Genomic DNA, 26,003 nt, shown 5'->3' with positions numbered 1-26,003 from the left:
CGCGGTGCCGGACCGGTCACAGCGGCAGCTCGGCGCGGATCTCGGTGGGGCCGCCGGTCGGGCTGACCACCACCAGTTCGCCACCGGCGGCCCGGACCCGGTCGGCGATGCCGGCGAGCCCGTGCCCCTTCGCCAGGTGTGCACCGCCCTGCCCGTCGTCGCCGACCCGTACCTGCAGGTGGGTGCCCTGCCGGGCCACGGCGACGGTGGCCTCGGTGGCCCGGCTGTGCTTGGCGACGTTTGTCAGCGCCTCGGACACCACGAAGTACGCGGTGTTCTCCACCGCCGGGTCGAGCCGCCCGGCCGGGGTGCCGAGCTGCGGGTCCACCTGGAGCTCGATCGGGATCAGCCCGCGGCCGGCGATAGCGGCCAGAGCGCTGGGCAGGCCCCGGTCGACAAGGATCGGCGGCGCGATGCCCCGGGACAGCGCCCGCAACTCGGCCAGCGTGTCCCGGGTCTGGGTGACCGCCTCGTCGATGGTGCGGCCGGCAGCCTCCGGGTCCGAGGCGAGCTGCATCCGGGCGCGGCTGAGGTCCATCGCCAGTCGGACCAGGCGTTGCTGGGGGCCGTCGTGGATGTCACGTTCCAACCGGCGCAGCGCGGAGGCCTCGGCGGACACGGCGGCCCGCTTCTGCTCCTCCAGCACTGTGATCCGGTCGCGCATCTCGGCCACCCCGGTCAGCATCGCCTTGGCGAAGCTGGCCTGGAGCAGCGCGCAGCCCCGCACCACGATCGGCAGGGTGATCAGGAAGAACACCCCGAGCGCGCTGTACAGGCCGATCCGGGCGGTGGTCGAGTCGCCCAGGCCGAGCAGCTGCGCCAGGTCCTGGTCACCCTCGCCGTCGGCCCTGGGCAGGGCCCAGTCGTACGCCCAGTAGAGCGAGCCGGCGATCGCCGCTGCCCACCAGGACAGCGTCACCACGAAGGTGCTCGTCGCCGCGATCAGCCGCAGGATGCCGTGCGCCAGGTCGAGCCAGGACTGGGCGTCCCGCATCGGCACGAAGATCCGCCGCCAGGCGTTCGCGCCGGCCTCGGGAAGCCGGTAGTGCGGCCGGATCCGGGGCTGGTGGAGCACCGCTGGCAGCCGCAGCCGCTCGACGTCGGCCAGCCCACGGGCGGTGTACAGGGTGCCGCTGAGGATCGGCAGGCCGATCACCGTGACCACCAGGCCGATGCCGACCGCGAGGCCGACGATGAGGACGACGAAGCTGGCCAGCGCCAGGGGCAGGCCGAGCAGCACGTACCCGGAGTCGACGAAGAGCTGGCGGGGGATGCTCGGTGCCAGCGTCGGTCGGTCGCTGGTGGCGGCAACGGCGGTCATGCTCAAAGGCTAGGCATCTGGGCTCGGTGTCCCCATCCCGAAACCCCGCCTCTCCTCCGTAGTGCTGCCCCTACCACCGCCGGGACGACCCCTGGACAGGGCCGGCGCGGGATTGGTCAGAGAAGTCGGGATTGAGCAATAATCGCCCGGGCGGTGAGCGGACCAGGCCGTTCAATCGATCTTGCGGAATGGAGGGGCTGGTGACGTCGCGCCACGCAGCGACAAGATCGCGATTTGTGCACGTCTTCACAAGCGCCTACGCTGTGACTCCGACGCGCCCTGCTAGCACAGCCGGCAACCTCGGTCGCCAGCGGGAGTCCACAAACGGCCGACCAGCGGAGTTGGCCGAGGATCGCACCGCACGGAGTCTCATGAGTCAGCACCGTCACCCAGGCGCGCCCGGCCGCGCCGGTGCCGTACCGACGCTCCCGGATCTGCCCGAGGCGACCGTCGCTCGGCTCCCGGAGTACCTGCGCGCGCTGCACAACCTCGCCGACGCCGGGCACGAGACGGTCTCCAGCGAAGGTCTCTCCGCCGCCGCCGGGGTCAACTCCGCCAAGCTCCGCAAGGACCTCTCCCACCTCGGCTCGTACGGCACCCGGGGCGTCGGCTACGACGTCGCGCTGCTGATCGAGCAGATCGAGTATGTGCTCGGGCTCACCCAGCGCCGGGCGGTCGCCCTGGTCGGCGTGGGTAATCTCGGTCACGCTCTGGCCGGGTACGACGGCTTCGCCAGCCGTGGCTTCCGGATCGCCGCACTGCTCGACGCCGATCCCTCCCGGGTCGGTGAGGAGATCAACGGCCTGGTGGTCAGGCATGTTGACGATCTGCCGACGGTCGCCGCGGAGGAGTCCCTCGCGATCGGCGTGATCGCCACCCCGGCCGCCGCCGCCCAGCAGGTCGCCGACCAACTGGTCGCCGTCGGCGTGACGAGCATCCTCAACTTCGCGCCGTGCGTACTCTCGGTTCCGGAGGGGGTCGACGTGCGCAAGGTCGACCTCGCCATCGAGCTGCAGATTCTGTCCTTCCACGAGCACCGCAAGGCGTCGCTGACCGCGCTGCCCGCCACCGGCGGGACCGCTTTCACCGCCCTGCCGGGCGGGTTCGCGGCCACCGACACCCAGGAGGCGATAGGCACGTGAAACTGCTCGTCGTCGGCGCGTCCTACCGGACCGCCCCGGTCGCCACGCTGGAGCAGCTGGCCGTGCCCCCCGCCGACCTCACCCGCACACTGGACCGCCTGGTCGCCCAGCCGTACGTGGCCGAGGCGGTGATCGTCTCCACCTGCAACCGGGTGGAGGTCTACGCCGCCGTGTCCGGTTTCCACGGCGGGCTCGGCGACGTCTGCGCCGTGCTGGCCGAGCAGGCCGGCAGCTCGCCGACAGCGCTCGCCAGCCACCTGTACGTGCACTACGACACCGCGGCCGTGGACCACGTCTTCCGGGTCGCCACCGGTCTGGACTCGATGGTTGTGGGCGAGGCGCAGATCCTCGGCCAGCTGCGTGACGCGTACCACTGGGCCACCGGCGCCGACTCGGCCGGCCGGCTGCTGCACGAGCTGATGCAGCAGGCGCTGCGGGTCGGTAAGCGCGCCCACGCCGAGACCGGCATCGACCGGGCCGGCCAGAGCGTCGTCACCGCCGCCCTGAAACTGGCCGCCGGGCACCTCGACGGCGACCTCGTCGGCCACCCGGCCCTGGTGGTCGGCGCCGGTGCGATGGGTTCGCTCGGAGTGGCCACGCTGTCCCGGCTGGGCGCCGGGCCGCTCACCGTCAGCAACCGGGGCGCCGACCGGGCCGTCCGGCTCGCCGAGTCGTACGGGGCGACTGCCGCGCCGATGACCGAGCTGGCCGACACCCTCTCCACAGTGGACATCGTAGTGGCCGCCACCGCGTCCACCGAACCGGTCCTCACCCGGTCGGTGGTCACCGCGGCGCTGGCCGAACGTGACATGTCCCGGGGCCCACTGGTCCTGCTCGACCTGGCCGTACCGCGCGACGTCGAGGAGGGCGTCGCCGAGCTGCCCGGCGTCGAGGTGATCGACATCGACCGGATGGCGGCGCTGCTCGCCGACGGTCCGGCCGCTGCCGACGCCGCAGCCGTCGAACGCATCGTCCTCGGCGAGGTGGAGGGCTTCCTCACCTGGCTGCGTGGTGCCGACGTGGCACCGACAGTGGCCGCGCTGCGCGGCCGGGCCGACGACGTGGTCACCGCCGAGCTGCGCCGACTGGCCCAGCGCCGCCCCGACCTTGGCGACGACCTGCGGGCCGAGGTGGCCCGCACCGTGCACCGGGTCGTGCAGCGGCTGCTGCACCAGCCCACCGTCAAGGTCCGCCAGTTGGCCGCGGAGCCCGGCGGCGACCAGTACGCGGCACTGCTGCGCGAGCTGTTCGACCTCGAGGTGCCGCAGACCTCGCCGGTGGACACCGTCCCGGACGTGCTGACCCCCGACCTCGGCATGGCGTTCCCCGGCACCGACGCGGTGTCCGGAGCCGACGCCGCCGAGCCCACCCCACCCACCGGAGGTGCGCGATGACCGCCCCCCTGCGCCTCGGCACCCGGGGCAGCGCCCTGGCGATGGCCCAGTCCGGCCAGGTCGCCGAGGCGGTGACCGCCGCCACCGGTCGCCCCGTCGAGCTGGTCGAGGTGGTCACCGCAGGCGACCGCTCCAACGCTCCGGTGCACCGGCTGGGCGTCGGGGTGTTCGTCTCCGCCCTGCGCGACGCGCTGACCGCCGGGACGATTGACTTCGCTGTGCACTCGTACAAGGATCTGCCCACGGCCGCCGCCGGTGGGCTGCACATCGCGGCGGTTCCGGCCCGGCAGGACCCGCGCGACGCGTTGGTGGCCCGCGACGGCCGGACGCTCGCCGAGTTGCCGCCCGGGGCCACCGTGGGCACCGGCGCGCTGCGTCGGATCGCCCAGTTGCACGCCCTCGGCCTGCAACTGGAGGTCACCCCGATCCGCGGCAACGTCGACACCCGCCTGGGCCGGGTGCTCGGCACCGAGGCCGACCTCGACGCCGTCGTCCTGGCCCGGGCCGGTCTGGCCCGACTCGGCCGGCTCGACGTGATCACCGAATCGCTGGACCCGATGCTCATGCTGCCCGCTCCCGCTCAGGGTGCGTTGGCAGTGGAGTGCCGGGTCGACGACCAGGACCTGGTCGAGCTGCTCGCCGTGCTCGACCACGCACCGTCACGTGCCGCGGTCACCGCGGAACGTGCGTTTCTGGCAACCCTGGAGGCCGGGTGCAGCGCACCCGTCGCCGCCTATGCCGAGCTCGCCGAAGGCGAGACCGGCGATGAGATCTACCTGCGCGGGGCGGTGATCAGCCCGGACGGCACTCGTGACCTCCGGCTGTCCCGCACCGGAACGCCCGCCGACGCGGCGGAGATCGGTAAGGCACTCGCCGCCGAACTCCTCGACCTCGGCGCCGACTCGATCCTCGGCCACGAAGGACACACCGGCCCGGGGACCCAGCAATTTGGGAGCACAGAATGACCCGCACCCGTAAGCCCGTCGGCCGTATCGCGTTCGTCGGGGCTGGCCCCGGTGACCCGGGCCTGCTGACCCGTCGGGCCCACGACGCCCTGGTCGACGCCGACCAGGTGATCTACGACCGGGGAGTCCCGGAGTCGTTGCTCACCGTCGTTCGCGCCGAGGCCAGGGACGATGCCGAGTTCACCCCGGCCGAGGGCGCGCCGGGGGACGTGGCGAAGGTGCTGATCTCCGCGGCCCGCTCCGGGCTCAACGCGGTGCACCTGGTCGCCGGTGACCCGTTCGGCCACGACTCGGTGGTCAAGGAGGTGCAGGCGGTGGCCCGCACCGCCGCCCACTTCGAGGTGGTGCCCGGCGTCGGCCAGGCCGAGGGTGTGGCCACCTACGCCGGAGTCCCGCTGCCGGGTGTGCGTACGGCCGCCGACGTCGAGGACGTCAGCGCGCTGGACTTCGAGGCGTTGGCCACTGCCGTCGGCAGGGGTTCGCTGGCGCTCGCAGTGGACGCCGGTGACCTCGCCGCCGTCCGGGACGGCCTGCTCGCCGCCGGGGTCGACGGCACCACCGGCGTCGGGGTGACCGGCGACGGCACCGGCGAGACCCAGTACACGACCACGTCGACGGTGGACAGCTTCGTGGCCGCCGCGCTCGGTTTCACCGGCCGGGTGGTGCTCACCGTCGGTGTCGGCGTGGGGCAGCGCGACAAGCTGAGCTGGTGGGAGAACCGCCCGCTGTACGGCTGGAAGGTGCTCGTACCCCGGACCAAGGAGCAGGCCGGCGCGATGAGCGCCCGGCTGCGCGCGTACGGGGCGATCCCGTGCGAGGTGCCGACCATCGCGGTCGAGCCGCCGCGCACCCCGGCGCAGATGGAGCGGGCGGTCAAGGGCCTGGTCGACGGCCGGTACGCCTGGGTGATCTTCACGTCGGTCAACGCTGTCCGCGCGGTGTGGGAGAAGTTCGCCGAGCACGGCCTCGACGCCCGGCACTTCGGCGGCGTCAAGATCGCCTGCATCGGTGAGGCGACAGCGGACGCGGTCCGCGCGTTCGGCATCCAGCCGGAGCTGATCCCCGCCGGGGAGCAGTCCTCGGAGGGCCTGCTGGCCGAGTTCTCGCCGCACGACGAGATCCTCGACCCGGTGGGCCGGGTGCTGCTGCCGCGCGCCGACATCGCCACCGAGACGCTTGCCGCCGGGCTCACCGAGCGCGGCTGGGAGGTCGACGACGTGACCGCGTACCGGACGGTGCGGGCCGCTCCGCCGCCCGCCGAGATCCGCGACGCGATCAAGTCGGGCGGGTTCGACGCGGTGCTCTTCACCTCGTCGTCCACGGTGCGCAACCTGGTCGGCATCGCCGGGAAGCCGCACGCCCGGACCGTTGTTGCCGTCATTGGGCCCAAGACGGCGGAGACCGCTACGGAGTTCGGCCTGCGCGTCGACGTCCAGCCGCCGCACGCCTCGGTGCCCGACCTGGTGGAGGCGCTCGCCGCCTACGCCGTCGAGCTGCGGGAGAAGCTGGCCGCCATGCCGGCCAAGCAGCGCCGTGGCTCGAAGGTGCAGGGCCCGACCGCTCTGCGCTTCCGGTAGTCGTTCGAGGAGGGCCTGCCATGTCGTACCCCGAGATCCGGCCCCGCCGGCTGCGCCGCAACCCGGCGGTCCGCCGGCTGGTGTCCGAGACCCGGGTCGACCCGGCCGAGCTGGTCGTGCCGATGTTCGTCAAGGAGGGGCTGACCGAGCCCCGCGCCATCGGGTCGCTCCCGGGGGTGCTCCAGCACTCCCGGGACTCGCTGCGCAAGGCGGCCGTCGAGGCGGTCCAGGCCGGTGTCGGCGGGATCATGCTCTTCGGCGTGCCGGAGCAGCGGGACCCGACCGGCTCCGGCGGCATCGACCCGAACGGCATCCTCAACGTCGCCATCCGCGACGTGGTGGCCGAGGTGGGCGACGCCACGGTGGTGATGAGCGACCTGTGCCTCGACGAGTTCACCTCGCACGGGCACTGTGGGCTGCTCACCCCCGACGGCGAGGTCGACAACGACTCGACCCTGGCCGCGTACGCCGAGATGGCGGTGGCCCAGGCCGCCGCCGGGGTCGGCATGGTCGGGCCGTCCGGGATGATGGACGGCCAGGTCGGCGTGGTACGCCGGGCCCTCGACGCCGCCGGCTACCAGGACGTCTCCGTGCTGGCCTACGCGGTGAAGTACGCCTCCGCCTTCTACGGTCCGTTCCGGGAGGCGGTGGAGTCGGCGCTGGAGGGCGACCGGCGCACCTACCAGCAGGACCCGGCCAATCTGCGTGAGTCGCTGCGCGAGGTCGCGTTGGACGTAGCCGAGGGCGCCGACCTGGTGATGGTCAAGCCGGCGCTGCCCTACCTCGACGTGGTGTCGGCGGTGCGGGCCGCGGTGGACGTCCCGGTCGCCGCCTACCAGGTCTCCGGCGAGTACGCGATGGTCGAGGCGGCCGCCGCGAACGGCTGGATCGACCGGGAGCGGGTGATGCTGGAGACGCTCACCTCGATCAAGCGGGCCGGCGCGCAGGTCATCCTCACCTACTGGGCCGTCGAGGCCGCCGGCCTGCTCCGCCAGCGCTACTGACGGTCGCCGCTCTTGGCCAAACCGCAGTACCCTGCGCTTCGCCTGCCGCCCGGCAACACCGTCACCTGTCACGTCACCTTTGCTCTGCTTCCACAGAGGCAACATTCAGAGCTCCGCTGTGTTGCGTCCGATGAAGCAGAGCAAAGGTGACGTGGTTTGCACCCGGTCCCTGACTCCCTTCAGTTGTCCACAGGGTTTTCCACAGGGATTGAGTCTGACGTTCGGGGCGGTAATCGTTGTCGCATGGCTTCGGCGCTCGATCCTCCTACGCCCCCCGGTCCCACCGTCGGTCGGTTCCCCATCGCCGGCCTGGTTCGTCGCGCCCGCCGCATCAAAGGGCTGAGCCAACGCCAGATGGCCCGGTTCGCAAAGGTCTCGCCCTCCACGGTGGGGAAGGTTGAGGCTGGCAGCCTGACACCGAGCCTGGCCGTGCTCGAGCGCTTGCTCGGTGCGGCCGGGCTCTATCTGACCGTGGTGGACCAGGAGGGCAGGCTCGTTCATCCGATGGCCGACCGCGAGGACGTTCACGACGGCGCGGGCCGCCGCTATCCCTCGCACCTCGACACCATTCTCGACCCGGAGCAGGGGGAGTGGTGGGGGGACATCTACGGGCTGGCCCGGCCTCCGGAGACCTACCACCGCAGTTCCGCTGACCGCGAGGCGCGACGGCGACGCAGCCAATGGGAAGTGCGGGTGGCGCAGCACCGCGACGTGCCACCCCCACCGATGGTGCACGACTACTACTGACTCTGCGAGCACAGGGCTGGGTAGACGACGAGCGGTCCGCCGTCCGAAGAAACCTGGACGGCGGACCGCTGACGGCGCCCGGCGGTTCAGTCGTCGTTGGTGATCGTTCCGGTCGCGAGTGGGTCAGCCAGCCGCAGGCCGGGTACGCCGGCCACCAGCAGCGTCAACTTCTCGTCCGCCTCCCGCCTGCGGTCACCGCGTACGGACACCGGGAACGTCACCGACGTCTGCCCGGCGGCCAACACCTTGCAGCCGGCGTACGGGTCGAAGTCCGAGCCTGCCTGCGCCGTGAGGCCGACGGTGGCGGCGCAGAGCAGCACCGACTGGGACAGCGGCCGAGAGACGGTGGCGGTGAAGGTGAGCTGCCTGGTGCCCTGGTTGCCCTCGGCCACCGCCGTGTCGGGCAATGTCAACGACGCCCGGGACCGGAACCGGGCCACCTGCGGGTCGTGGTCACTGGAACCCCGCGACCCGTCACCGGCGAACTCCGCCGGCCAGTCGGCGTTGATGTGCGCCGCCCGCACCTGCACCAGGTCGCCGTAGAACGCGTCGTTGACGAACAGGTGGTCGAGTGTCTGCGCCTGCCCCTCGAAGCTGTACGAGTAGGCCGAGGCCGGCACGTCCGCGACGAGGTTGTCCCACAGGTTGTGCAGGCCCGCCTCGTAGAGCGGGGCGAGCTGGTCCGACGGCGTGGGCTGGTCACCGGTCGCGCTGAGTTCCTGGTGCCCAAAGGGCAACGGATCGTCCGGGCGGGGGAACACGTTCAGGTCCCCGCCGTAGACCACTCGGGCGGTCTGGTCGGCCGCCTCGATCGCGGTGACGATCGCCGCACCGTAACGCGCCTGCTCCCGCCGCTGCCCGACCCGGCTGTCCGGACCCGAGGAGTAGTGGTTGCTGAGGGCGTACAGGGTGAACCGCTCGGTCGAGCCGGGCGCCGCGGCCACGCTGAACTTGCCCAACTGCGGAGCGCGGGTGAAGACGTTGCTCCCGTCCCGACCGGTCGAGGTGTCCACATCCGCCGGCAACACCGCGTTGAGGGCCTTCGGGTTCTGCACGTCCGCGTTGGCCGGCAACCCCGCAGCCCGATACTGAACGGTCGGCGCCGACCCCAGCAGGGGGTCCGCCGCCGTCGCTGCCGCCAGCGACACCCGGTCCGTGCGGTACAGGAACGCTGCGGTGATACCGCGGGCGTCCGCGCCGGTCCGGTCATAGGCGGTGGCGTACGCGGGCCCGCCGGCCGCCGCGACCGTGAGCGCCAACTCCTGGATGCTGTCCGGAGCGCCATCGGCGTTGTTGGTGTCGCCGCAGCTCAGAGCCGCCCCGGAGACCGTGCAGATGTCCTGGTCCTCGGCCTCCTGCACCAGGATCAGGTCCGGTGCGTGCAGGTCCTTGACGATCTGGTCGGCCAGCGCGGCAAGTTGCTCGCGGTATTCCGCCTCGCTGCCCGGGACGTAGTCGAACGGCGGGGCGACGCCCACGCAGCCGGCGTTACCGGCGAAGTCGCAGCCGTCGAACGGGTCGTCGCGGTAGTCGTACAGGTTCTCCACGTTGTAGGTGGCCACTGCCACCTCCTGCGACCGGTCGGCCGGCTTGGGCGGGTTGTTCTTCGACGGGTCGGCCCCGGCGGCGAACTCCGCCCGCTCGACCTGGACGCCGTACTTCTCGAACGAGTAGTAGACCCCGCCCACCGCGTCCGCCCGCAGCGTGTCGAAGGTGTGCGCCGGCGGGAGCAGCGCGGCGCTGTCCCCGGCGGTGGCCTTCACGCCCATGCTGCCGAGCAGCGTCCGCTGGCCGTTGCCGTCGTCGAAGCGGCGGGTCGGGTCGTTGTCCAGTGGGTGCGAATCACGGAAGACCCGCCGAGAGTACGGGTCGGCGCGGTCCAGCAGCGGGTCGTCGCGGTCGACCACCCACAGCTCCGCGTCGGCAGTGGAGGAGAAGACGTCCCGGCCGCTCACCGCGCCGCTGCCCGCGCGTACCCGCATCCGGGAGCCCTCGTGCCGCTCCCAGAAGCGCTGCGCGTCGGTCAGCACGGCCGGCGGCAGCGCGTCGGTGACCGCGACCGCGGTGTCCACGACCAGCCCACCGCCGATCCGGCGGACCAGCGACGCGCCGGAGAGCTGGGTGAAGTTGTAGTACTCCGACACCCGGGCCCGCAGCACCACCTCGTCGCCGACAGTCGGCACGTAACCGCCGATCAGCGAGGTGAACGTGCCCATGAACACGAAGATGCCGTCGGAGCTGGTCGGGTCGCCGTCGGTGTCACCAACGCGGCTCTGCAGGAAGAAGCCGTGCTGCTCCGCCCCCGCCGAGGTACGTGCCACCGTCAACTGGGTGATCACGCCGCGTACGTCGTACATCGTGCTGCTCGTGCCGTTGCCGCTCGCCGGTGCGAGCGGTGACCTGTCGCCCGGACCGGACTCGGCGTCGGTGGTCGGACCCTGCACCTCACCGACGGTCAGCTCCCGGGTCACCTGCACGACCAACGCGCAGCTCGCGGTGCCACCGCCGGCGTCGGTCGCGGTGAGGGTGACGGTGTACGCCCCGGCGGCGAGGTCGGCGCTCACGCCGACCGTGGCGCGGGCGGTGCCGCCCACCGCGTCGGCGGGGCTGAACGCGGTACGGGTGATCGAGCCGGAGGTCGGGGTCGGGCTGATCGCGGTCACCGCCAGGTCGACGATCGTGTCGTCGGGGTCAGCGGCGGTCACCTCCCGGCCCGCGGCCGTGCCGGCGGAGGTGACCAGCGCCCCACCACAGGTCAGCGTGGCCGGCACGTCGACCGGGCCACCTCCGTCCACCGAGTGCGCGCCCAGCCCGTCGAACGTGTCGACGGGGAAACCGGCCCACTGGGCGGCGGGGTCGAACGCGTCGGACGGGTCGGTGTCACCGGCCGTCACGTTCGGCAGCCGGCGCATCGTGTTGTCCGCGGTGCTGGTCACGCCGGCACCCCACTCGGTGCCCGGGTCGACGCCCACCTGGCCGATCGAGTCGAGCACCGTGGTGCCCCGGCGCAGCACTATCGCGTCGTCACCGTTGAAGAGGCTCGCCCCGGTCGTCTGGTCGGCCTGGGCGAGGATGGCGGCCCCGGCCGATGCGCTGGCGAACACGAACGCGTCGCCGGCCGCCACGCTGCCGGTCAGGGCGATAGTGGTGGCAGTGGTGGCGCCGTTGAAGTAGAGCTGCAACTGGTAGCCACCGGCCGCCAGGTCGACGGCGGTGCCAGTGCCGTTGAACAGCTCGATCGCCTTGTTGTTCGACGAACCCTCGACGTACTCCGAGATGAACAGGTCGGTGGGCGCGGCGCTGGCCGCGGTGGGTGCGACGCCGAGCGCCGTGACTGTCACGGCGGCGGTGGCGGTCGCGAGCGCGGCGATTGAGCGGCGCGGGCGCATAGGGCCTCCACGATGGGTGGATGGGGGTCAACGCACGTTAAGGTGCGCGACTGTCCACCGTCCATCCCCTAATGGACAGTTTCGTGAATTCCTCAGCGCGGCGGATCGAGGCGGTGCACCAGCTCAGCGACATCGACGCTGTATTCGCACCAGTCCCGGTCGGGGCGGTAGCCCAGCTCCGCGTTGACCTTCAACATCGCCTCGTTGGCCTGCGCGTTCCAGGTCTGCACCTCGATCAGCTCCGGCTCGGCGGAACGCAACTCCAGCAGCATCCGGGCCTTGATCGCCCGATCGATGCCGTAGCCCCGGTGATCCTGCGCGACAATCGTGTCGTACTGGTCGGCGCGGGTCGGGTGCTGCGCCGGCACCACCACCTCGGTCAGACCGCCCACCTCGCCGCTCTGCTCGTGCCGGGCGAGCACGATGTACGGCTTCATGCCCCGCCGGTGCAGCGTGTCGAGGCTGTCCCGCAGCCGCTCCGGGTCGTAGGAACTGGGGCGCAGCTCACCGTCGTCGACGTCGCGCACCTCGGCCTTGGCCCGCGCGTACGCCTCGATCAGGTCGTCCGGCGGCCCGCCGGGGAAGAACTCCAGCTGGTAGCCCGAACCGATGCCGGTGGCCATCTCGGCCAGCTCGGCCCAGTCCACAGCGGTCAGGTCGAGCACGCTGCGCGTCTCCACGTACTCCCGGTTGAAACCGAGCGACTCGTAGAACCCGATGGCGGGCGTGTCGCCGACGACCTCGACCCCGATCGACCGGAAGCCCTCCTGGTAGACGCGGCGCGCGGCACGTAGCACCAGGTCACGGCCGAGCCCGGTGCGCCGCGCGGACGGGTGCACAAGCACCTCGAGCACACCGATGTCACCCAGAAGGAGTACGTGCACCTGGCCGAGCACCGCGCCCGTGGCACCCGGGGCGGTCGGCTCGGCCTGGGCGATCCAGGAGATCCGCCGCTCGCCGGGCATCACCTCGGCGAGGTATTCCCGCAGCGAAGTCTCCCGCCAGGGCGGGTCCTGCGGCAGATCGGCCGCCAGGACCGCGTTCAGCGTGGCCAACAGCGACGCGATCTCGGCGGACGACGCGGTCCTGGGGTCCCACTCGCGCACCATCACCCGTCTAGCTTGCCGCTAACAGAGGCCCGGGGGAAGTGTCCAGACCTCCAAGGTATCGAGACGATCACTTCATGGCCGACTGGCCCGTCCGTACCGGTTCGCGGTGTCGTAGACGTCCTGGGCGTACCGCCGTACGTCGTTGTAGGAGAGGATCGCGTTCCACCAGTCGCCCGCAATGCTCAGGTTTCGACCGCCCTTGCAGAGGTAATTGCCCGCTGCCAGGGCGGCGTCGTCCAGGTCGTGCGGGTCCTTGCGGCCGTCGTTGTCCGCGTCCGCGCCGATCTCCTGCCAGGTGCTCGGGATGAACTGCATCGGGCCGATGGCGCGGTCGAGGGTGGCGTTCCCGTCGAGCGCCCCACGGTCGGTGTCGATGATCCGCATCCGACCCTCCTTCCCGTCCAGCGGCAGGCCGAAGATGTTGGGCACCGCCTTGCCGTCCTGCCCCAACCGCGCCCCGTTGGTCGAGCCGTGATCCGATTCGACCTTTCCGATCGCGGCCAGCGTGGTCCAGCTCAGCGCACAGCTGCGGTTGGTCTGGGCGAGCACCAGCTCGGCGTAGCCGTACGCCTGCATGGCGACCGCCGGGATTCCGACCTTGGCACCGACCTGCTGCGCCCAGCCGGCCAGGGCGTCCGACGGTCGGCCACCGATCACCGACCCCGTCGGCAGCCCGTTGCCGGGCAACCCGCCGGTGGGCAGCGGAAGGGTCGGCAGCGGCCCGGTGGGCAGCGGGCTGGTCGGCAGGCCGGACGGCACCCCCGGCGCGGCGACCCCGCTCGGCGTGGCCGAAGCGTCGACAGCGACCGGGCGCGGCGAGCGGATCGCGGCTGGCACCAGCAGTGCTCCCGCCGCCCCGGTCGCGGCCACCAACGCCAGCAGGAAGACGCCGGGCACTGTCAGCCGACCACTCGGCCGACGTGCCCAGGCGCGGGTCGCCTGGGCCGCCGCGGCTGCTGCCCGGCGCGGCGGCAGACGTACCGCATGGGCGAACTGCACCCGGCGCCGGCGGGCCGGGTCGGACGCCGGCACGACCGGGATCTCATCCACAGTGGTCTTCGCTGGACCCGCGGCACCGGCGTTCGCTTCGTCAGTTGGCGTGTCGGCGCTCGACGCGCCGGCCGTCTTCGGCGCGGCCGGGCCACTGGCGCTGCCGTCCGCCTTCGCATCCCCGGCCTTCGCGGTCTCGGCTTTCGCGTCCCCGGCTTTCGCGTCGTCGGCTTTCGCGTCGTCGGCTTTTGCGGTCTCGGCCTTGGCTGCCTCGGCCTGGGAAGCGGCTGCGGGGCCTGCGGTCGGGACAGATTCGGCAGGGATCTTCGTGCCGGTGGCGCGCGCGTCCGGATCGGACCCGGCGGCGTCGGCTGCGGTGGGCTTCGCCGCTGGCGGAGCCGGCGTGGCGGCCGGTGGCGTGGCGGCCGGTGGCGTGGCGGCCGGCGGCGTGCTCGGCGCGCCTGCGGAACGCCCGCTCAGCCAGGGGCGGCGGGGGCGGGGCACATTGCGCGCCAGGTCGGGCGCGGCCCCGGAGCCTTCGAGCGGCCCGTCCAACGGCGCGGCCGGTCGTAACGGTTGCACACGCGTGTCGTCCTCGCCGTCCACCACCTGTCGAGTATCACCCATGCTCCGCGAACCGTCAGATCCACGTACCCTGGGTGCATGCCCCGGTACGAGTTCCGTTGCCGCGCCTGCGGCGACACCTTCGAGGTCAACCGTTCGATGGCGGCGGCCGGTGAGCCGGCCAGCTGCCCTCAGGGACACGCCGACACGGTCAAGCTTCTGTCCGCCGTCGCGGTCACCGGTCGCAGTGGCGGTGCCGGTGGCGCCCCGGCACCCGCCGCTGGTGGCTGCTGCGGCGGCGCCTGCGGCTGCTGATCGGGCCAGTTCGCCGCCGCCTGGTGGGCCGGCCTTGCCGGGAGCGGGCCCGAGTGGCACGTTGAGGCGGCACTTGCCCGGCCGTTCTCACGATGTGTGATCGTTCGGACTCAGGCAGCATGAACCCGACGTCACGGGCGGAGGTTCCTCGCATGTCGCCACGGATCCAGCTCCCGAGCGGTTGGGTGACCTTCGTATTTACCGATATTGAGGGCTCGACCCGGCTGGCTCAGCTGCTCGGCCCTGACTACCGCCCGGTGCTCGCTGAGCATCGACGCCTGCTGCGCCGCACGCTGGCCAGCACGGGCGGCGCGGAGCTGCTGACCGAGGGCGACTCGTTCTTCCTGGCCTTCGAGGAAGCGACCGCGGCGATGACCGCGTGCCTGACCGCCCAGCGGGCACTGTCCAGCCACGACTGGCCCACCCCTGAGGCCGCGCCCCGGGTGCGGATGGGCCTGCACACCGGCTATGCGGAGCCACGCGACGGCGAGTACGCCAGCCCCGAGGTGCACCGGGCTGCCCGGGTGGCGGCCGCCGCGCACGGCGGGCAGGTGCTCTGCACGGCGTCCACCGCACGTCGGGCCGAGCCGATGCCGCCGGGTGCGACCCTGCTCGACCTGGGCCTGCATCGACTACGCGGCTTCGACGACCGGGAACGACTGTTCCAACTTGTCGCCCCGGGTCTGGAGCGGCAGTTCCCCCGGCCCCGCACCGCCGACGCGGTGGCGCACAACCTGCCCACCCAGGTGACCTCGTTCGTCGGCCGGCAGGCCGAGCGCATCGAGCTGGGCCTGCTGGTGCGTCAACACCGCCTGGTCACCGTGCTGGGCGCTGGCGGCGCGGGCAAGACCCGGCTCGCTGTGGAGTTGGCCAGCGGAGTTGTCGAGGCGTACCCGGACGGGGTCTGGTTCGTCGACATCGCCTCGGTGACCGACCCGGGGCTGGTGGCGTTCGCCATCGCCGCCGTGCTCGGCCTGCGTCCCGAGCCCGGTCGGCCGATGCTGGACACCCTCGTCGAGTACGCGGCAGGCCGTCGGATGTTTGTCGTACTGGACACCTGCGACACCCAACCGGCGGCCTGCGCCGAGGTGATCGCGCGTCTGCTGTCCGGTGGGAGTGGCGTACGGGTGCTGGCCACCAGTCGTGAGTCATTCAGCCTGCCCGGCGAGGTGGTGTGGCGGATTCCGCCGCTCTCGGTCGACCGGCGCGCGGACGGCGCGGAGAGCGACGCGGTGGCGCTGCTGCTGGACCGTACAGCGGCCGCGCGTGGTGGTCGGCAGCCGGACCCGGCCGAGTCCGCCGACCTGCGCCGGGTGGTGCAGCGGTTGGACGGCCTGCCACTCGCCATCGAGTTGGCCGCCGCCCGGCTACGGGTGCTCTCCGTCGGCCAGCTCGCCGAGCGGCTGGACGATGTCCTCGGCACCCTGGACGCCGGCCGGCAGGACCCGGATCCGACACCGGTGGAGCGGGGCTGGTCCGGCAACCAGCAGGACACCGTGGACCTGGTCGCCGCGGCGGCCGGGGCGTCACCGCCCACCCCGGCGAGCCGGGCGGTGCAGCGCTCGGCCACCGAACGGCATCTGACCATGCAGGCCACCGTCACCTGGTCCTACCGGACGCTGGGGCCCCGGGCCGCCCGCCTGCTGCGGTGGCTGGCGGTCTTCGCCGGCCCGGTGGACCTGGCGACGGTGGAGTGGCTGCTGGGTGACGATCCGCTGGACCCGCTCTCGGTCCTGGTGGACAAGTCGATGGTGTTGGCCGAACCGCGTGCCGCCGGCAGCACCTACCGGATGCTCGACCCCATCCGCGCGTACGCGGCGCGGCGGTTGGCCGAGGCGGGCGAGGAGCAGGCCGCTCGGGACCGGCACGTGGCCTGGTCGGCGCACGCGTTGGACCGGGCCCACCTGGGCCAGGACGGCCGACCGGTGACGCTGTCGTTGTATGCCCTCGATCCACTGGCCGGGGAGCTGCGCGCCGCGCTGCGCTGGTGCGCCACCGGCGGCAGCGCCCGTGCCGGCCTCGGCCTGGCGGGCGGCCTGGACCAGTGGTGGCTGGAGCGGGGCCTGGCCCGCGAGGGGCGGCTGTGGCTGTTCCGGCTGTACGGACGCATCGCGGAGACGGGGGAGCGGATCCCGGAGGCGGAGATGGCGGCGGCGTACCACATGCATTCGCTGCATGCCAGCGCCGACGGCGAGTTCGCCGAGGAGCTGCGCTACTCCCAGCGGGCGGAGGCAGCGGCTCGGCAGGCCGGCGACGCCGGGTTGCTGGCCCGGGTGCTCGCCGGCAGGGCCGCGCCGCTTGTCGACATGGGGCAGTTCGTCGAGGCCGAGCGGGTGTGCCGGGAGGTCATCGACTGGGCGCACGGGCAGGACGTGGTCGGCGAGGCGCTGTTCGCGGTCTTCAGCCTGGCCGAGCTGCTCTGGCGGCGGGGGGCCCTGGAGGAGGCTGCCGAGCTGCTGGGCGCGGTGCGTCCAGTGGAGGCGGCCCGACCCGTGGAGCGGGGCCGGCGTTCGGTGGACATGCTGCTCGGCATGGTCGCGCTGGCCCGCGGCGACGTGATCGCCGCACACGAGCATCTGCTGGTGGCGCTGCGCTCCCGGATGGGCCACGGCTACCACGGCCGGGCGTGCGACACCTTGAACGCGGTAGCGGTGCGTTGCGCGATCGGCGGAGAGCGGTTGACGGCCGCCCGCCTGTTCGGGGCCGCGCAGGCCACCAGGGCGAGCATGCGTGCCACCCCGGGCATCTTCGGCGGTTACTGGGCGGAGCAGCAGGGGGAGTTGCGCGCGGTGCTGGGCGACGCGGCCTTCGACGACGCGTACGGCGAGGGTGTGGAGCTTGGGCTGGATGAGGCCGCGGCGCTGGCACTCGACGTGGAACACCCGGACCTGGCGGCGGACTCGACCCGCTTCAGCACCGGCCTGTCCCAACCAACCCCCCGCCGTCCCGCCGACCCCGACCGCCACCCCGCCACCCGAACCGAACGCGCCTAACCCCCTACCCCGCCCCAGCCCGCCCCGCCCCGGCCCCCCTGCCCCAGCGATCTTGCACTTTCTGCGGTGAGATAACGGTGCCAAAGCGGCAAACCGGCAACCGAAAGTGCAAGATCGCGTGGGGCGGGCGGGCTGGGGCGTGGCGTGGGCGTGGGCGTGGTGGTGCGGGGCCGGGGGTCGGGGTGGAGGGCCTGGGGGGGTTAGTGGGTTGCGGCGTTGGCTTCGGCTTGGGCCTTCATTCGGGCGGCGCGGTCGATGTCGGCCTGCTGGACGGCCGCCACCGAACCGAAAATGCTGACCGCCTGGTAGTAGGTCCAGGCCAGGCTGTAGCAGGCCGGTCGGACGACCGAGTTGTACGTGGTGCAGACGCGCTTCAGGTCCGCGTAGAAGGCGCTGTCGAGGCGGGACTTGTTTGCCGGGAACTGGCCGACCGCCTTGTAGTTGCGGTAGCCGAAGTCGTGGCGGTAGCAGCCCAGGTTGAAGGTGAAGCCGAGCGGGTTGTCCGGGCTGGATGAGCAGTAGTCGGTGGACCAGTTGAAGTTGTACTCGGCCCAGGGGGCCCGGTTGACCCGGGCGCTGTTCCACGAGTTGTAGCTGGAGGCGCTGGTCTGGGTCCAGCTGGACAGCACGGAGAGCCGTTGGGCGGGGGTGACGGCGGCGGCGGGGGAGGCGATGGCGAGGGTGGCGAGCAGCGCTAACGCGCCCGAGGCGATGAGGGTGGCGAGACGTCGGGGCACGGGTGACCTCCGCGGGGTGTGCGGGTGGGACGGAAGTTACCGGCGGGTTACCGGATGTCGATGAGTGTCGATCAGCTGATCAACTAGGCGGTATGCGCATCGCCAACTATTGGTGACATACGTTGAAACAGACGAATGCCCCGGACGCACGAGGCGTCCGGGGCATTCAGCGAGGCGGTCAGCGCCTGACGAATACCGGCGGGCTGGTAGGGCTCTCGTTGGCCGACCGGTCCACCGCGGTCAGCTGGTAGGTGTAGCGCCGACCGGGCTCGGCCGAGGTGTCCACCCAGGACTGGACGGTGCCGGGCGTGGCCCGGACGGTGTCGACCAGGTGCGCGGCGTCGGCGGTGGCGCACGGGCCGGGCAGCGTGGTGCCGTCGAAGCGGTAGATCGCGTACGAGGTGGCGGTGCCGAGCGGGCCGACGCCGTCGGCGGGCTGCCGCCAGGTGAGCCGGACCCCGTCGGCCTGCCTGGTCGCCTTGGTGACCACGGGGAAGAGCAGCGGCCGGGCCGGCAGGTGGGGCATCGCCGGCACCAGCGCCGGGCGGGAGTAGTGCGCGGCCGCGTAGATGTCGGTGGCGCCGAGCCGGTTGGCCCGCACCTGCACCGCGGAGAAGTGCACGTTGCCCTGCACCTCCGGGTACGACCGGTTGAGCGTCAGGTGGTCGGACAGCTCACGTGGGTTCTGCCAGTACGGCCCGTACGCCGGGTCGCCGCTCTTGTAGTCGGCCTGGCCGATGTAGAGCTGCACGCGGGTGCCGCGCACCGTCTCGGCCCACCACGGCACGAGCCGTGCGTAGTCGGCGGCCGGGTACTGGCCGATGTACCAGTAGAGCTGCGGCACCACGTAGTCGATCCACTCCTGCTTGATCCACTTGCGGGTGTCGGCGGAGATGATGTCGTACGACTGGCTGCCGGTGGTGTCCGAACCGAGCGGGTCGGCGGTCTTGTTGCGCCAGATGCCGAACGGGCTGACGCCGAACTTCACCCACGGCTTCGCCGCCTTGATCTTGCCGTTCATCTCCTGGATCAGCAGGTTGATGTTGTCCCGCCGCCAGTCGGCCCGGTCGGTGAAGCCCCGGTTGTTTGCCGCGAAGGTCGCATCGTCAGGCACCTGGTAGGTACCGCTGGGGTAGGGGTAGAAATAGTCGTCGAAGTGGACGCCGTCGATGTCGTACCGCTTGACGGCATCCATCATGGCGGTCTGGACGAACTCGCGGACCTCGGGGATTCCGGGGTTGTAGTAGAGCCGACTGCCGGCCACCCCGGCCGGTGGGTAGGCGATGGTCCAGTCGGGGTGCTGCTGAGCCGGGTGGCCGGGGGCGAGCTGGCTCGGGTCGGCGCCGGCACCGCCCGGTGCGGGCATGGAGACGCGGTACGGGTTGAACCAGGCGTGGAACTCCAGGTTCCGCTTGTGCGACTCGTCGACCAGGAAGGCCAGTGGGTCCCAGCCCGGGTCCTGGCCGCGTACCCCGGTCAGGTATTCCGACCAGGGCTCGTACGGCGAGGGCCAGAGCGCGTCAGCGGTGGGCCGGACCTGCACCACGACGGCGTTGTGGTGCAGTCGCCCGGCCAGGTCGAGCAGCTCGCGGTACTCGGCCTGCTGGGCCGCGATCCGGTCCGGGTTGGTCTGGGACGCCTTGCTGGGCCAGTCGATGTTGACCACCGAGGAGATCCACATGGCCCGGAACTGCCGTTTCGGGGTGGCCGGGTCGGTGGCGCAGGTGGTGGTGTCGGCCGCGCTGGGTGCGGCGCTCGCGGGGGTGGCGCTGACGAACGTGCCGAGCAGGGCTGCGACCAGCCCGGCGACTCCGAGTCGGGTGGCTTTCATGCGGTGTGTCCCTTCGTTGGGGCTCCCGGATGTTTCGCGCGGTGCGCGGCAAGATTCGCCGTCGATGTCCGCGTTGCTGGTAGGAAATTTTCACAGTCTGGCCATCGCCGCAAGGGTTCGTGGTTGACCAATCGTGCCGGTGGGTAGCAACGCCGGTCACCGGCCGCCACGGAGGTGGTCGCACGGTGGGAGGGGTGACCGGGTGTCCGTGCTGCGCACAAAACCAATCAAGGACGTGATAGCCCAAGGTGAGGCGGACGGCAGCGACGGCCAGTTGGGGCTGAAGCGACGGCTCGGCGCGGTCGACCTCACCGGCTTCGGCATCGGCATCGTGATCGGCACCGGCATCTTCACGCTCACCGGGATCGAGGCCCGGGACAGCGCCGGGCCGGGCGTGGTGATCTCCTTCGCCATCGCCGGCGTGGTGGCCCTGCTCGCCGCCCTCTGCTACGCCGAGTTGGCCTCCAGCGTGCCGACCGCCGGCAGCGCCTACACCTACGCGTACGCCACCATGGGCGAGATCGTCGCCTGGATCATCGGCTGGGACCTGCTGCTGGAGTTCGCGCTCGGGGCCGCGGTGGTGGCCCGAGGCTGGTCCGGCTACCTCGCCGAACTGCTCGACCTGCCAACCCGGTGGTTCGGCGAGGAGGGCGGCACCGTCAACGTGGGTGCCATCGCCATCGTGCTGATCCTCGGCATCGTGGCGATCGTCGGCATCCGGGAATCCGCCCGGATCACCAACCTGCTGGTGCTGGTCAAGGTGGCCATCTGCGTCTTCGTGGTGGTGGCCGGGCTGTTCTTCGTCAAGGCCGCCAACCTCACCCCGTTCATCCCGCCGGCCGAGGCCGCCGGGAGCGGCGACGACGGCATCAAGCAGCCGGTCACCCAGGCGCTCTTCGGGCTGGAGCCGTCGGTCTTCGGCTTCGTCGGGGTGCTCAGCGCCGCCGCCGTGGTCTTCTTCGCGTACACCGGCTTCGAGGCCGTGGCCAACCTGGGCGAGGAGACGCGGAAGCCCAAGCGGGACCTCACCCTGGGTCTGCTCGGCACGTTGCTGATCTCCACAGTGCTCTACATCGGCGTGTCGCTGGTGGTGGTCGGGATGGTGCCGTACACCGAGATCGACAGGGGCGCCCCGATCGCGTCGGCCTTCGAGTCGGTCGGCGCCGGCTGGGCGGCGGTGCTGGTCTCCATCGCCGCGGTCGCGGGCCTGACCAGCGTCATCCTGGTCGACCTGGTGGCGATGGGCCGGATCGGATTCGCCATCGCCCGGGACGGGTTGATCCCGCCCTCGATCGCGAAGGTGCACCCGCGCTGGGGCACCCCGTACCGGATCTCGGCGATCATGACGGTGGCGGTCGCGCTGCTGGCCGGCTTCCTGCCGCTGTCCGCGCTGGCCGACCTGGTCAGCATCGGCGCGCTCTGCGCGTTCGTCCTCGTGTCGGTGGCGGTGCCGATCCTGCGCGGCAAGCGGCCCGACCTGGAGCGGCCGTTCCGGGTGCCGTTCTCACCGGTGCTGCCCATCGTCTCGGCGTTGGCCTGCTTCTACCTGATGCTCAACCTGTCTGTGGAGACCTGGCTGCGGTTCCTGGCCTGGATGCTGCTCGGCGGGTTGATCTACTTCGGCTACGGCCACCGCCGCAACCGGCTGGCCCAGCACGAGCCCGCTGTCGCCCCGGCGTCTCGGGAGCCGAGCGCCGACAGCTGATCCGACGGGATGAGAAGGGGCCTCCTGCGACGGCAAGGGGCCCTTTCCTCATCGTTCGTGCACCCTCGCGGAGAAGTCGCTGACGGTATGGTGCGCCCGTCACCTCGGGGAGGTTGCGGGGTGCGACACAGACTCAAGGACGTGGCCGAACGGGCCGGCGTCTCCGTCAAGACCGTCTCCAACGTCGTGAACGGCCACGTGCACGTGCGACCGGACACCCGTGCCCGGGTCGAGGAGGCGATCGTCGAACTCAACTACCGGCCCAACCTCTCCGCCCGTCACCTCCGCAAGGGACGCACCGGCGTGATCGCGCTGGCGGTTCCGGAACTGGACATCCCGTACTTCGCCGAGCTGGCCCGTCACGTCGTCAGCGTCGCCGCCGAGCACGGTTGGACGGTGCTCATCGACCAGACCGGCGGCCGGCGTGGCCAGGAACGGGTGCTTGCCTCCGGTATCACCGACCACCTGATCGACGGGCTCATCCTCAGTCCGTTGGCGCTCACCGTGGCGGACCTGGCCGCTCTGGACGGCACCCCGATGGTGCTGCTCGGCGAACGGATCGAACACTGCCCGGCGGATCGCGTGGTGATCGACAACGTGGCAGCGGCCCGGGAGATCACCAGCCACCTGATCCAGTTGGGTCGCCGCCGGATCGCGGCCGTCGGCGCGCAGCGCACCGACGAGGGTGCCAGCGCCCGGCTGCGCCTGGCCGGCTACCGCGACGCGCTGCGCGCCGTCGGCCTCGACCACGACCAGACCCTGGTGGCGTCCGCGCCGGCCTGGCACCGCGCTGACGGCGCGGCCGCGATGCGGGGACTGCTCACCTCCGGCGTACGCCCCGACGCCGTCTTCTGCTTCAACGACACGCTGGCCCTCGGTGCCCTGCGGACCCTGCACGAGGCTGGCCTGCGGGTGCCCGAGGACGTGGCGGTGGCCGGCTTCGACGACATCGAGGACGGCAGGTTCGCCACCCCCGCCCTGAGCACCGTCGCCCCGGACAAGGAGCAGGTCGCCCGCCTGGCCGTCCAACTCCTCGCCAACCGCCTGGATGGCGACCCGACCCTCCCCGCCCAGCAACTAACGGCCCCGTACCGCCTGAAGCTCCGCGAGTCCACCACCCCTCGCGTTGATCATGAAGTTATTGCCACGAATGACGGCGTGTCGGCGCAATAACTTCATGATCGACGTGGGGTGGGTGGGTGGGTGGGTTGGTGGGTGGTTAGTCGAAGAAGCGGGCCAGGTGGGACTGGGGTGCTGGGTCGGCGTCCGGGGGGAGGGGCGTCAGGTCGGCGAAGATCGAGGCGCCGTCGCAGCCTGCGTGCAGTGGGTACCAGCGCGGCGTGCCAGGTGGCCGCAGTTGACAGATCCCCTTGAACGTCTGCACGTCCATCAGCCGGACGTGGGTCGGGTCGGCGACCGCGTTCACATGCCCCCACCAGGGGCTCATCACGTGCAGCACCCCACCGGGGCGGAGCACCCGGTGACACTCGTCGACCAGCGGCAGGAAGTCGATCAGGTGCTCCAGGATGTGCACCGCGAAGAGGACGTCCACCGAGTTGTCGGCGAGCGGCAGCGAGCCGGACAGGTCCGCCACGGCATCCACGCCGGGCGCCGGGTAAATGTCCAGCCCCAGGTTGCTCGACCACTGCTTGGTCGGCCCACAACCGAGGTCCACCACCACCGGCGGCCGCCCGCCGATGCCGACCCGGCACCAGACGCCGTAGACGCCGGCCAGCCGCCCCACCATGTCCCGCACCAGCCGTAACTGGGCGGGTTCGGCCACGTCGCCGCTCAGATGGGCCACCCCCCGGTCGAACCGCACCTCGACCGCCAGGTCCCGCAACCGATCATCGTGGCGGACCTGGTCCGCCCATGCCTGGGCGAGGAAATCGTCTATCGCCCGCAGCCGGTCGGCCGAGGGCGGAGTCTGTGCCAAAGCGACCATTCGGGCCACCTCCCGCCGCGCGATACCCGCAACCGCGCCCGTTATGCCCCGCTCGTCCACCTGGTCGGCGTGGCCCGCGCAACCGTGCGGTGGGCGTGTCGCAGGATGCGGGGCAGGACGCAGTCATCCTGATGCCACACAGGCATCAGGATGACTCTGCGGCATCAGGCTCAACGGAGACATCGGCTCCGCCCGGGCGCGGGGCGAGCCGCGAACGACCAACTCGGCTCATGCCACCGCAGTCGGCCCGGCGTGGTCGGGTCAGCCGGAGAGGGTGCGGCGGCCCCCGCGCATCCGCTGGCGAGGCGGCGGGTCGGCGGGCTTCGGCCGCTTGAGGTGGTAGCGGTGCAGTTCGTGGTTGCCGGGCAGGGACGGGTCCTCGCTCATCGCGACCAACTCCCAGCCCTGGTCGCCGGCCCGGTTCAGGTGAGCCAGCGAGGTGTCGCCGTACGGCGTCACGTCGACCATCGAGCCGTCCGGCCCGTACCAGACGAAGACGACCTCCCAGCCGAGGTCGTTGGTCGCAGCCTGACGGCGGCGGACCAGCAGGGCGTACTCCCACTTGAGCATGGCGTCATTCTCACCCCGCGCCGGCCCGCGAGCACGGATCAATCCTCGGCGATCCGTCCGGCGTCGACCCGCAGTCGCCTGTTGGTCTCGATGGCGGCCAGCATCCGCCGGTCGTGGGTGACCAGCAGCAGCGTTCCGGGGTAGCTGGCCAGCGCCGATTCGAGCTGCTCGATGGCGGGCAGGTCCAGGTGGTTCGTGGGCTCGTCCAGCACCAGCAGGTTGACCCCGCGACCCTGGAGCAGGGCCAGCGCGGCCCGGGTCCGCTCACCGGGGGAGAGGGTGGCCGCCGGTCGGGGCACGTGCGCCGCCCGTAGGCCGAACTTGGCCAGCAGGGTCCGCGCGTCCGCCGGCGACATGTCGGGTACGGCCGCCTCGAACGCGTCGATCAGCGGTACGTCGCCGAGGAACAGCCCGCGGGCCTGGTCCACCTCGCCGACCACCACGCCCGGCCCGAGCGAGGCGGTGCCGGCGTCCAGCGGCAGCCGGCCCAGCAACGCTGCCAACAGTGTGGACTTGCCCGTGCCGTTCGCCCCGGTCACCGCGACCCGGTCCGCCCAGTCGATCTGGAGGTCGATCGGGCCGAGGGTGAAGCCACCACGGCGTACCACGGCTCCGCGCAGCGTGGCCACGACGGCGCCGGCGCGGGGCGCGGCGGCGATCTCCATCCGCAGCTCCCACTCCTTGCGGGGCTCCTCGACCACGTCGAGCCGTTCGATCAGCCGATCGGTCTGCTTGGCCTTGGCGGCCTGCTTCTCGCTCGCCTCGGCGCGGAACTTGCGGCCGATCTTGTCGTTGTCGGTGGCCTTGCGGCGGGCGTTCTTCACGCCCTTCTCCATCCACCCACGCTGGGTGCGGGCCCGAGCCTCCAGCCCAGCCTTGGTGTCGGCGTACTCCTCGAAGTCCGCGCGGGCGTGCCGGCGGGCCACCTCGCGCTCCTCCAGGAAGGCCGCGTAGCCGCCGCCGTAGTGGTTGATCTGCTGCTGCGGCAGGTCCAGCTCCAGCACCCGGGTCACCGTGCGGGTGAGGAACTCCCGGTCGTGGCTGACCAGCACCGTGCCGGCCCGTAGCCCGGTGACAAACTCCTCCAGCCGTTCCAGGCCGGCCAGGTCCAGGTCGTTTGTCGGCTCGTCGAGCAGGAACACGTCGTACCGGCTGAGCAGCAGCGACGCCAGCCCTGCGCGGGCCGCCTGCCCGCCGGAGAGCCCTGTCGTCGGGTGGTCAAGGTCGACGGCGAGGCCCAGGTCGGCGCTCACCTGCTCGGCGCGTTCGTCCAGGTCCGCGCCGCCGAGGGCGAGCCAGCGCTCCAACGCGTCGCCGTACGCGTCGTCGGCACCCGCCGCCCCGGCGGTCAGCGCCTCGGTCGCCGCGTCCAACGCCGCCTGAGCGGCGGTCACCCCGGTCCTGCGGGCCAAGAAGTCCCGTACCGTCTCGCCCGGCCGCCGCTCCGGCTCCTGCGGCAGGTGGCCGACGCTCGCGGTGGGCGGGCTCAGCCGCACGCTGCCGGCCTCGACCGGCAACAACCCGGCGAGGGTACGCAGCAGCGTCGACTTGCCGGCCCCGTTCGGCCCGACCAGCCCGACCACGTCGCCGGGGGCGACCACCAGGTCCAATCCGGCGAAGAGTGGGCGGTCACCGTGCCCGGCGGCCAGGTCCTTGACGATCATCGTGGCGCTCATCAGGACGGCAGCCTATCCGGCCGCCCGCA

Annotated in this window: 19 protein-coding genes; 10 read left to right on the top strand and 9 right to left on the bottom strand. The window is 71.9% G+C overall.

Annotation, left to right across the window (positions count from 1 at the left end):
• Positions 1–16 precede the first annotated feature (16 nt).
• Entirely contained in the window at positions 17–1,321 is a 1,305-nt protein-coding gene (locus tag MED01_RS02570) for a sensor histidine kinase (protein WP_238666931.1), read from the bottom strand.
• Between the two features lie 371 nt (positions 1,322–1,692).
• Here MED01_RS02570 and MED01_RS02565 point away from each other — a divergent pair, with 371 nt between their 5' ends.
• The 6 genes from MED01_RS02565 to MED01_RS02540 all read left to right on the top strand — a co-directional run bounded on the left by MED01_RS02565 (position 1,693) and on the right by MED01_RS02540 (position 8,150).
• Positions 1,693–2,463, top strand: coding sequence for a redox-sensing transcriptional repressor Rex (locus MED01_RS02565; protein ID WP_238666930.1), 771 nt, complete (start codon positions 1,693–1,695; stop codon positions 2,461–2,463).
• Entirely contained in the window at positions 2,460–3,857 is a 1,398-nt protein-coding gene (locus MED01_RS02560) for a glutamyl-tRNA reductase (protein ID WP_238666929.1), read from the top strand. The genes MED01_RS02565 and MED01_RS02560 overlap by 4 nt, the downstream gene beginning before the upstream one ends.
• On the top strand, positions 3,854–4,822 hold the full coding sequence (gene hemC / locus MED01_RS02555) for a hydroxymethylbilane synthase (RefSeq protein ID WP_238666928.1): 969 nt from the start codon (positions 3,854–3,856) through the stop codon (positions 4,820–4,822). Before MED01_RS02560 ends, hemC begins: the two co-directional genes overlap by 4 nt.
• Positions 4,819–6,399, top strand: a complete 1,581-nt coding sequence (locus MED01_RS02550) for a bifunctional uroporphyrinogen-III C-methyltransferase/uroporphyrinogen-III synthase (RefSeq protein WP_112584249.1) — start codon at positions 4,819–4,821, stop codon at positions 6,397–6,399. The genes hemC and MED01_RS02550 overlap by 4 nt, the downstream gene beginning before the upstream one ends.
• A gap of 20 nt (positions 6,400–6,419) precedes the next feature.
• Positions 6,420–7,403, top strand: coding sequence for a porphobilinogen synthase (gene hemB / locus MED01_RS02545; RefSeq protein ID WP_196919917.1), 984 nt, complete (start codon positions 6,420–6,422; stop codon positions 7,401–7,403).
• A 243-nt stretch (positions 7,404–7,646) separates the two neighbouring features.
• Complete coding sequence (locus MED01_RS02540) at positions 7,647–8,150, top strand: helix-turn-helix domain-containing protein (protein WP_238666927.1); 504 nt, start codon at positions 7,647–7,649, stop codon at positions 8,148–8,150.
• 86 nt (positions 8,151–8,236) lie between these two features.
• Here MED01_RS02540 and MED01_RS02535 read toward each other — a convergent pair whose 3' ends face one another.
• The 3 genes from MED01_RS02535 to MED01_RS02525 form a co-directional block, all read right to left on the bottom strand.
• Positions 8,237–11,539: a lamin tail domain-containing protein gene (locus MED01_RS02535; RefSeq protein ID WP_238666926.1), complete on the bottom strand. Its 3,303-nt coding sequence runs from the start codon at positions 11,537–11,539 to the stop codon at positions 8,237–8,239.
• A gap of 92 nt (positions 11,540–11,631) precedes the next feature.
• On the bottom strand, positions 11,632–12,648 hold the full coding sequence (locus MED01_RS02530; RefSeq protein WP_238667158.1) for a GNAT family N-acetyltransferase: 1,017 nt from the start codon (positions 12,646–12,648) through the stop codon (positions 11,632–11,634).
• Between the two features lie 72 nt (positions 12,649–12,720).
• Positions 12,721–14,265, bottom strand: a complete 1,545-nt coding sequence (locus tag MED01_RS02525; RefSeq protein ID WP_238666925.1) for a lytic transglycosylase domain-containing protein — start codon at positions 14,263–14,265, stop codon at positions 12,721–12,723.
• A 36-nt stretch (positions 14,266–14,301) separates the two neighbouring features.
• Here MED01_RS02525 and MED01_RS02520 point away from each other — a divergent pair, with 36 nt between their 5' ends.
• Positions 14,302–14,517, top strand: a complete 216-nt coding sequence (locus MED01_RS02520) for an FmdB family zinc ribbon protein (RefSeq protein WP_238666924.1) — start codon at positions 14,302–14,304, stop codon at positions 14,515–14,517.
• A gap of 152 nt (positions 14,518–14,669) precedes the next feature.
• Positions 14,670–17,510, top strand: a complete 2,841-nt coding sequence (locus MED01_RS02515; RefSeq protein ID WP_238666923.1) for an ATP-binding protein — start codon at positions 14,670–14,672, stop codon at positions 17,508–17,510.
• Positions 17,511–17,710: 200 nt separating this feature from the next.
• On the opposite strand, the gene MED01_RS02510 is transcribed toward MED01_RS02515, so the two are convergent.
• Together MED01_RS02510 and MED01_RS02505 are read right to left on the bottom strand one after the other, a co-directional pair.
• Positions 17,711–18,247 (bottom strand): phospholipase, encoded by a 537-nt coding sequence (locus MED01_RS02510; protein ID WP_238666922.1) that lies wholly within the window; start codon positions 18,245–18,247, stop codon positions 17,711–17,713.
• Between the two features lie 178 nt (positions 18,248–18,425).
• Entirely contained in the window at positions 18,426–20,078 is a 1,653-nt protein-coding gene (locus MED01_RS02505; protein WP_238666921.1) for a glycoside hydrolase family 10-like protein, read from the bottom strand.
• A 235-nt stretch (positions 20,079–20,313) separates the two neighbouring features.
• On the opposite strand from MED01_RS02505, the gene MED01_RS02500 reads away from it, so the two are divergent.
• Together MED01_RS02500 and MED01_RS02495 are read left to right on the top strand one after the other, a co-directional pair.
• Complete coding sequence (locus MED01_RS02500; protein WP_238666920.1) at positions 20,314–21,783, top strand: amino acid permease; 1,470 nt, start codon at positions 20,314–20,316, stop codon at positions 21,781–21,783.
• Between the two features lie 120 nt (positions 21,784–21,903).
• Entirely contained in the window at positions 21,904–22,956 is a 1,053-nt protein-coding gene (locus MED01_RS02495) for a LacI family DNA-binding transcriptional regulator (protein ID WP_238666919.1), read from the top strand.
• A gap of 46 nt (positions 22,957–23,002) precedes the next feature.
• On the opposite strand, the gene MED01_RS02490 is transcribed toward MED01_RS02495, so the two are convergent.
• From MED01_RS02490 to MED01_RS02480, 3 genes are all read right to left on the bottom strand, one after another.
• Positions 23,003–23,728 carry a methyltransferase domain-containing protein gene (locus MED01_RS02490; protein ID WP_238666918.1) on the bottom strand — a complete coding sequence of 242 codons (726 nt, stop codon included), beginning with the start codon at positions 23,726–23,728 and terminating at the stop codon, positions 23,003–23,005.
• A 261-nt stretch (positions 23,729–23,989) separates the two neighbouring features.
• Positions 23,990–24,298, bottom strand: a complete 309-nt coding sequence (locus MED01_RS02485; protein ID WP_124822832.1) for a hypothetical protein — start codon at positions 24,296–24,298, stop codon at positions 23,990–23,992.
• A gap of 38 nt (positions 24,299–24,336) precedes the next feature.
• Positions 24,337–25,974 carry an ABC-F family ATP-binding cassette domain-containing protein gene (locus MED01_RS02480; RefSeq protein WP_238666917.1) on the bottom strand — a complete coding sequence of 546 codons (1,638 nt, stop codon included), beginning with the start codon at positions 25,972–25,974 and terminating at the stop codon, positions 24,337–24,339.
• Between the last annotated feature and the right edge of the window lie 29 nt (positions 25,975–26,003).

The sequence above is a fragment of the Micromonospora alfalfae genome (assembly GCF_022230925.1).
Classification (GTDB): Bacteria; Actinomycetota; Actinomycetes; order Mycobacteriales; family Micromonosporaceae; genus Micromonospora; species Micromonospora alfalfae.
This window is presented reverse-complemented; position numbering and strand designations above follow the sequence as displayed.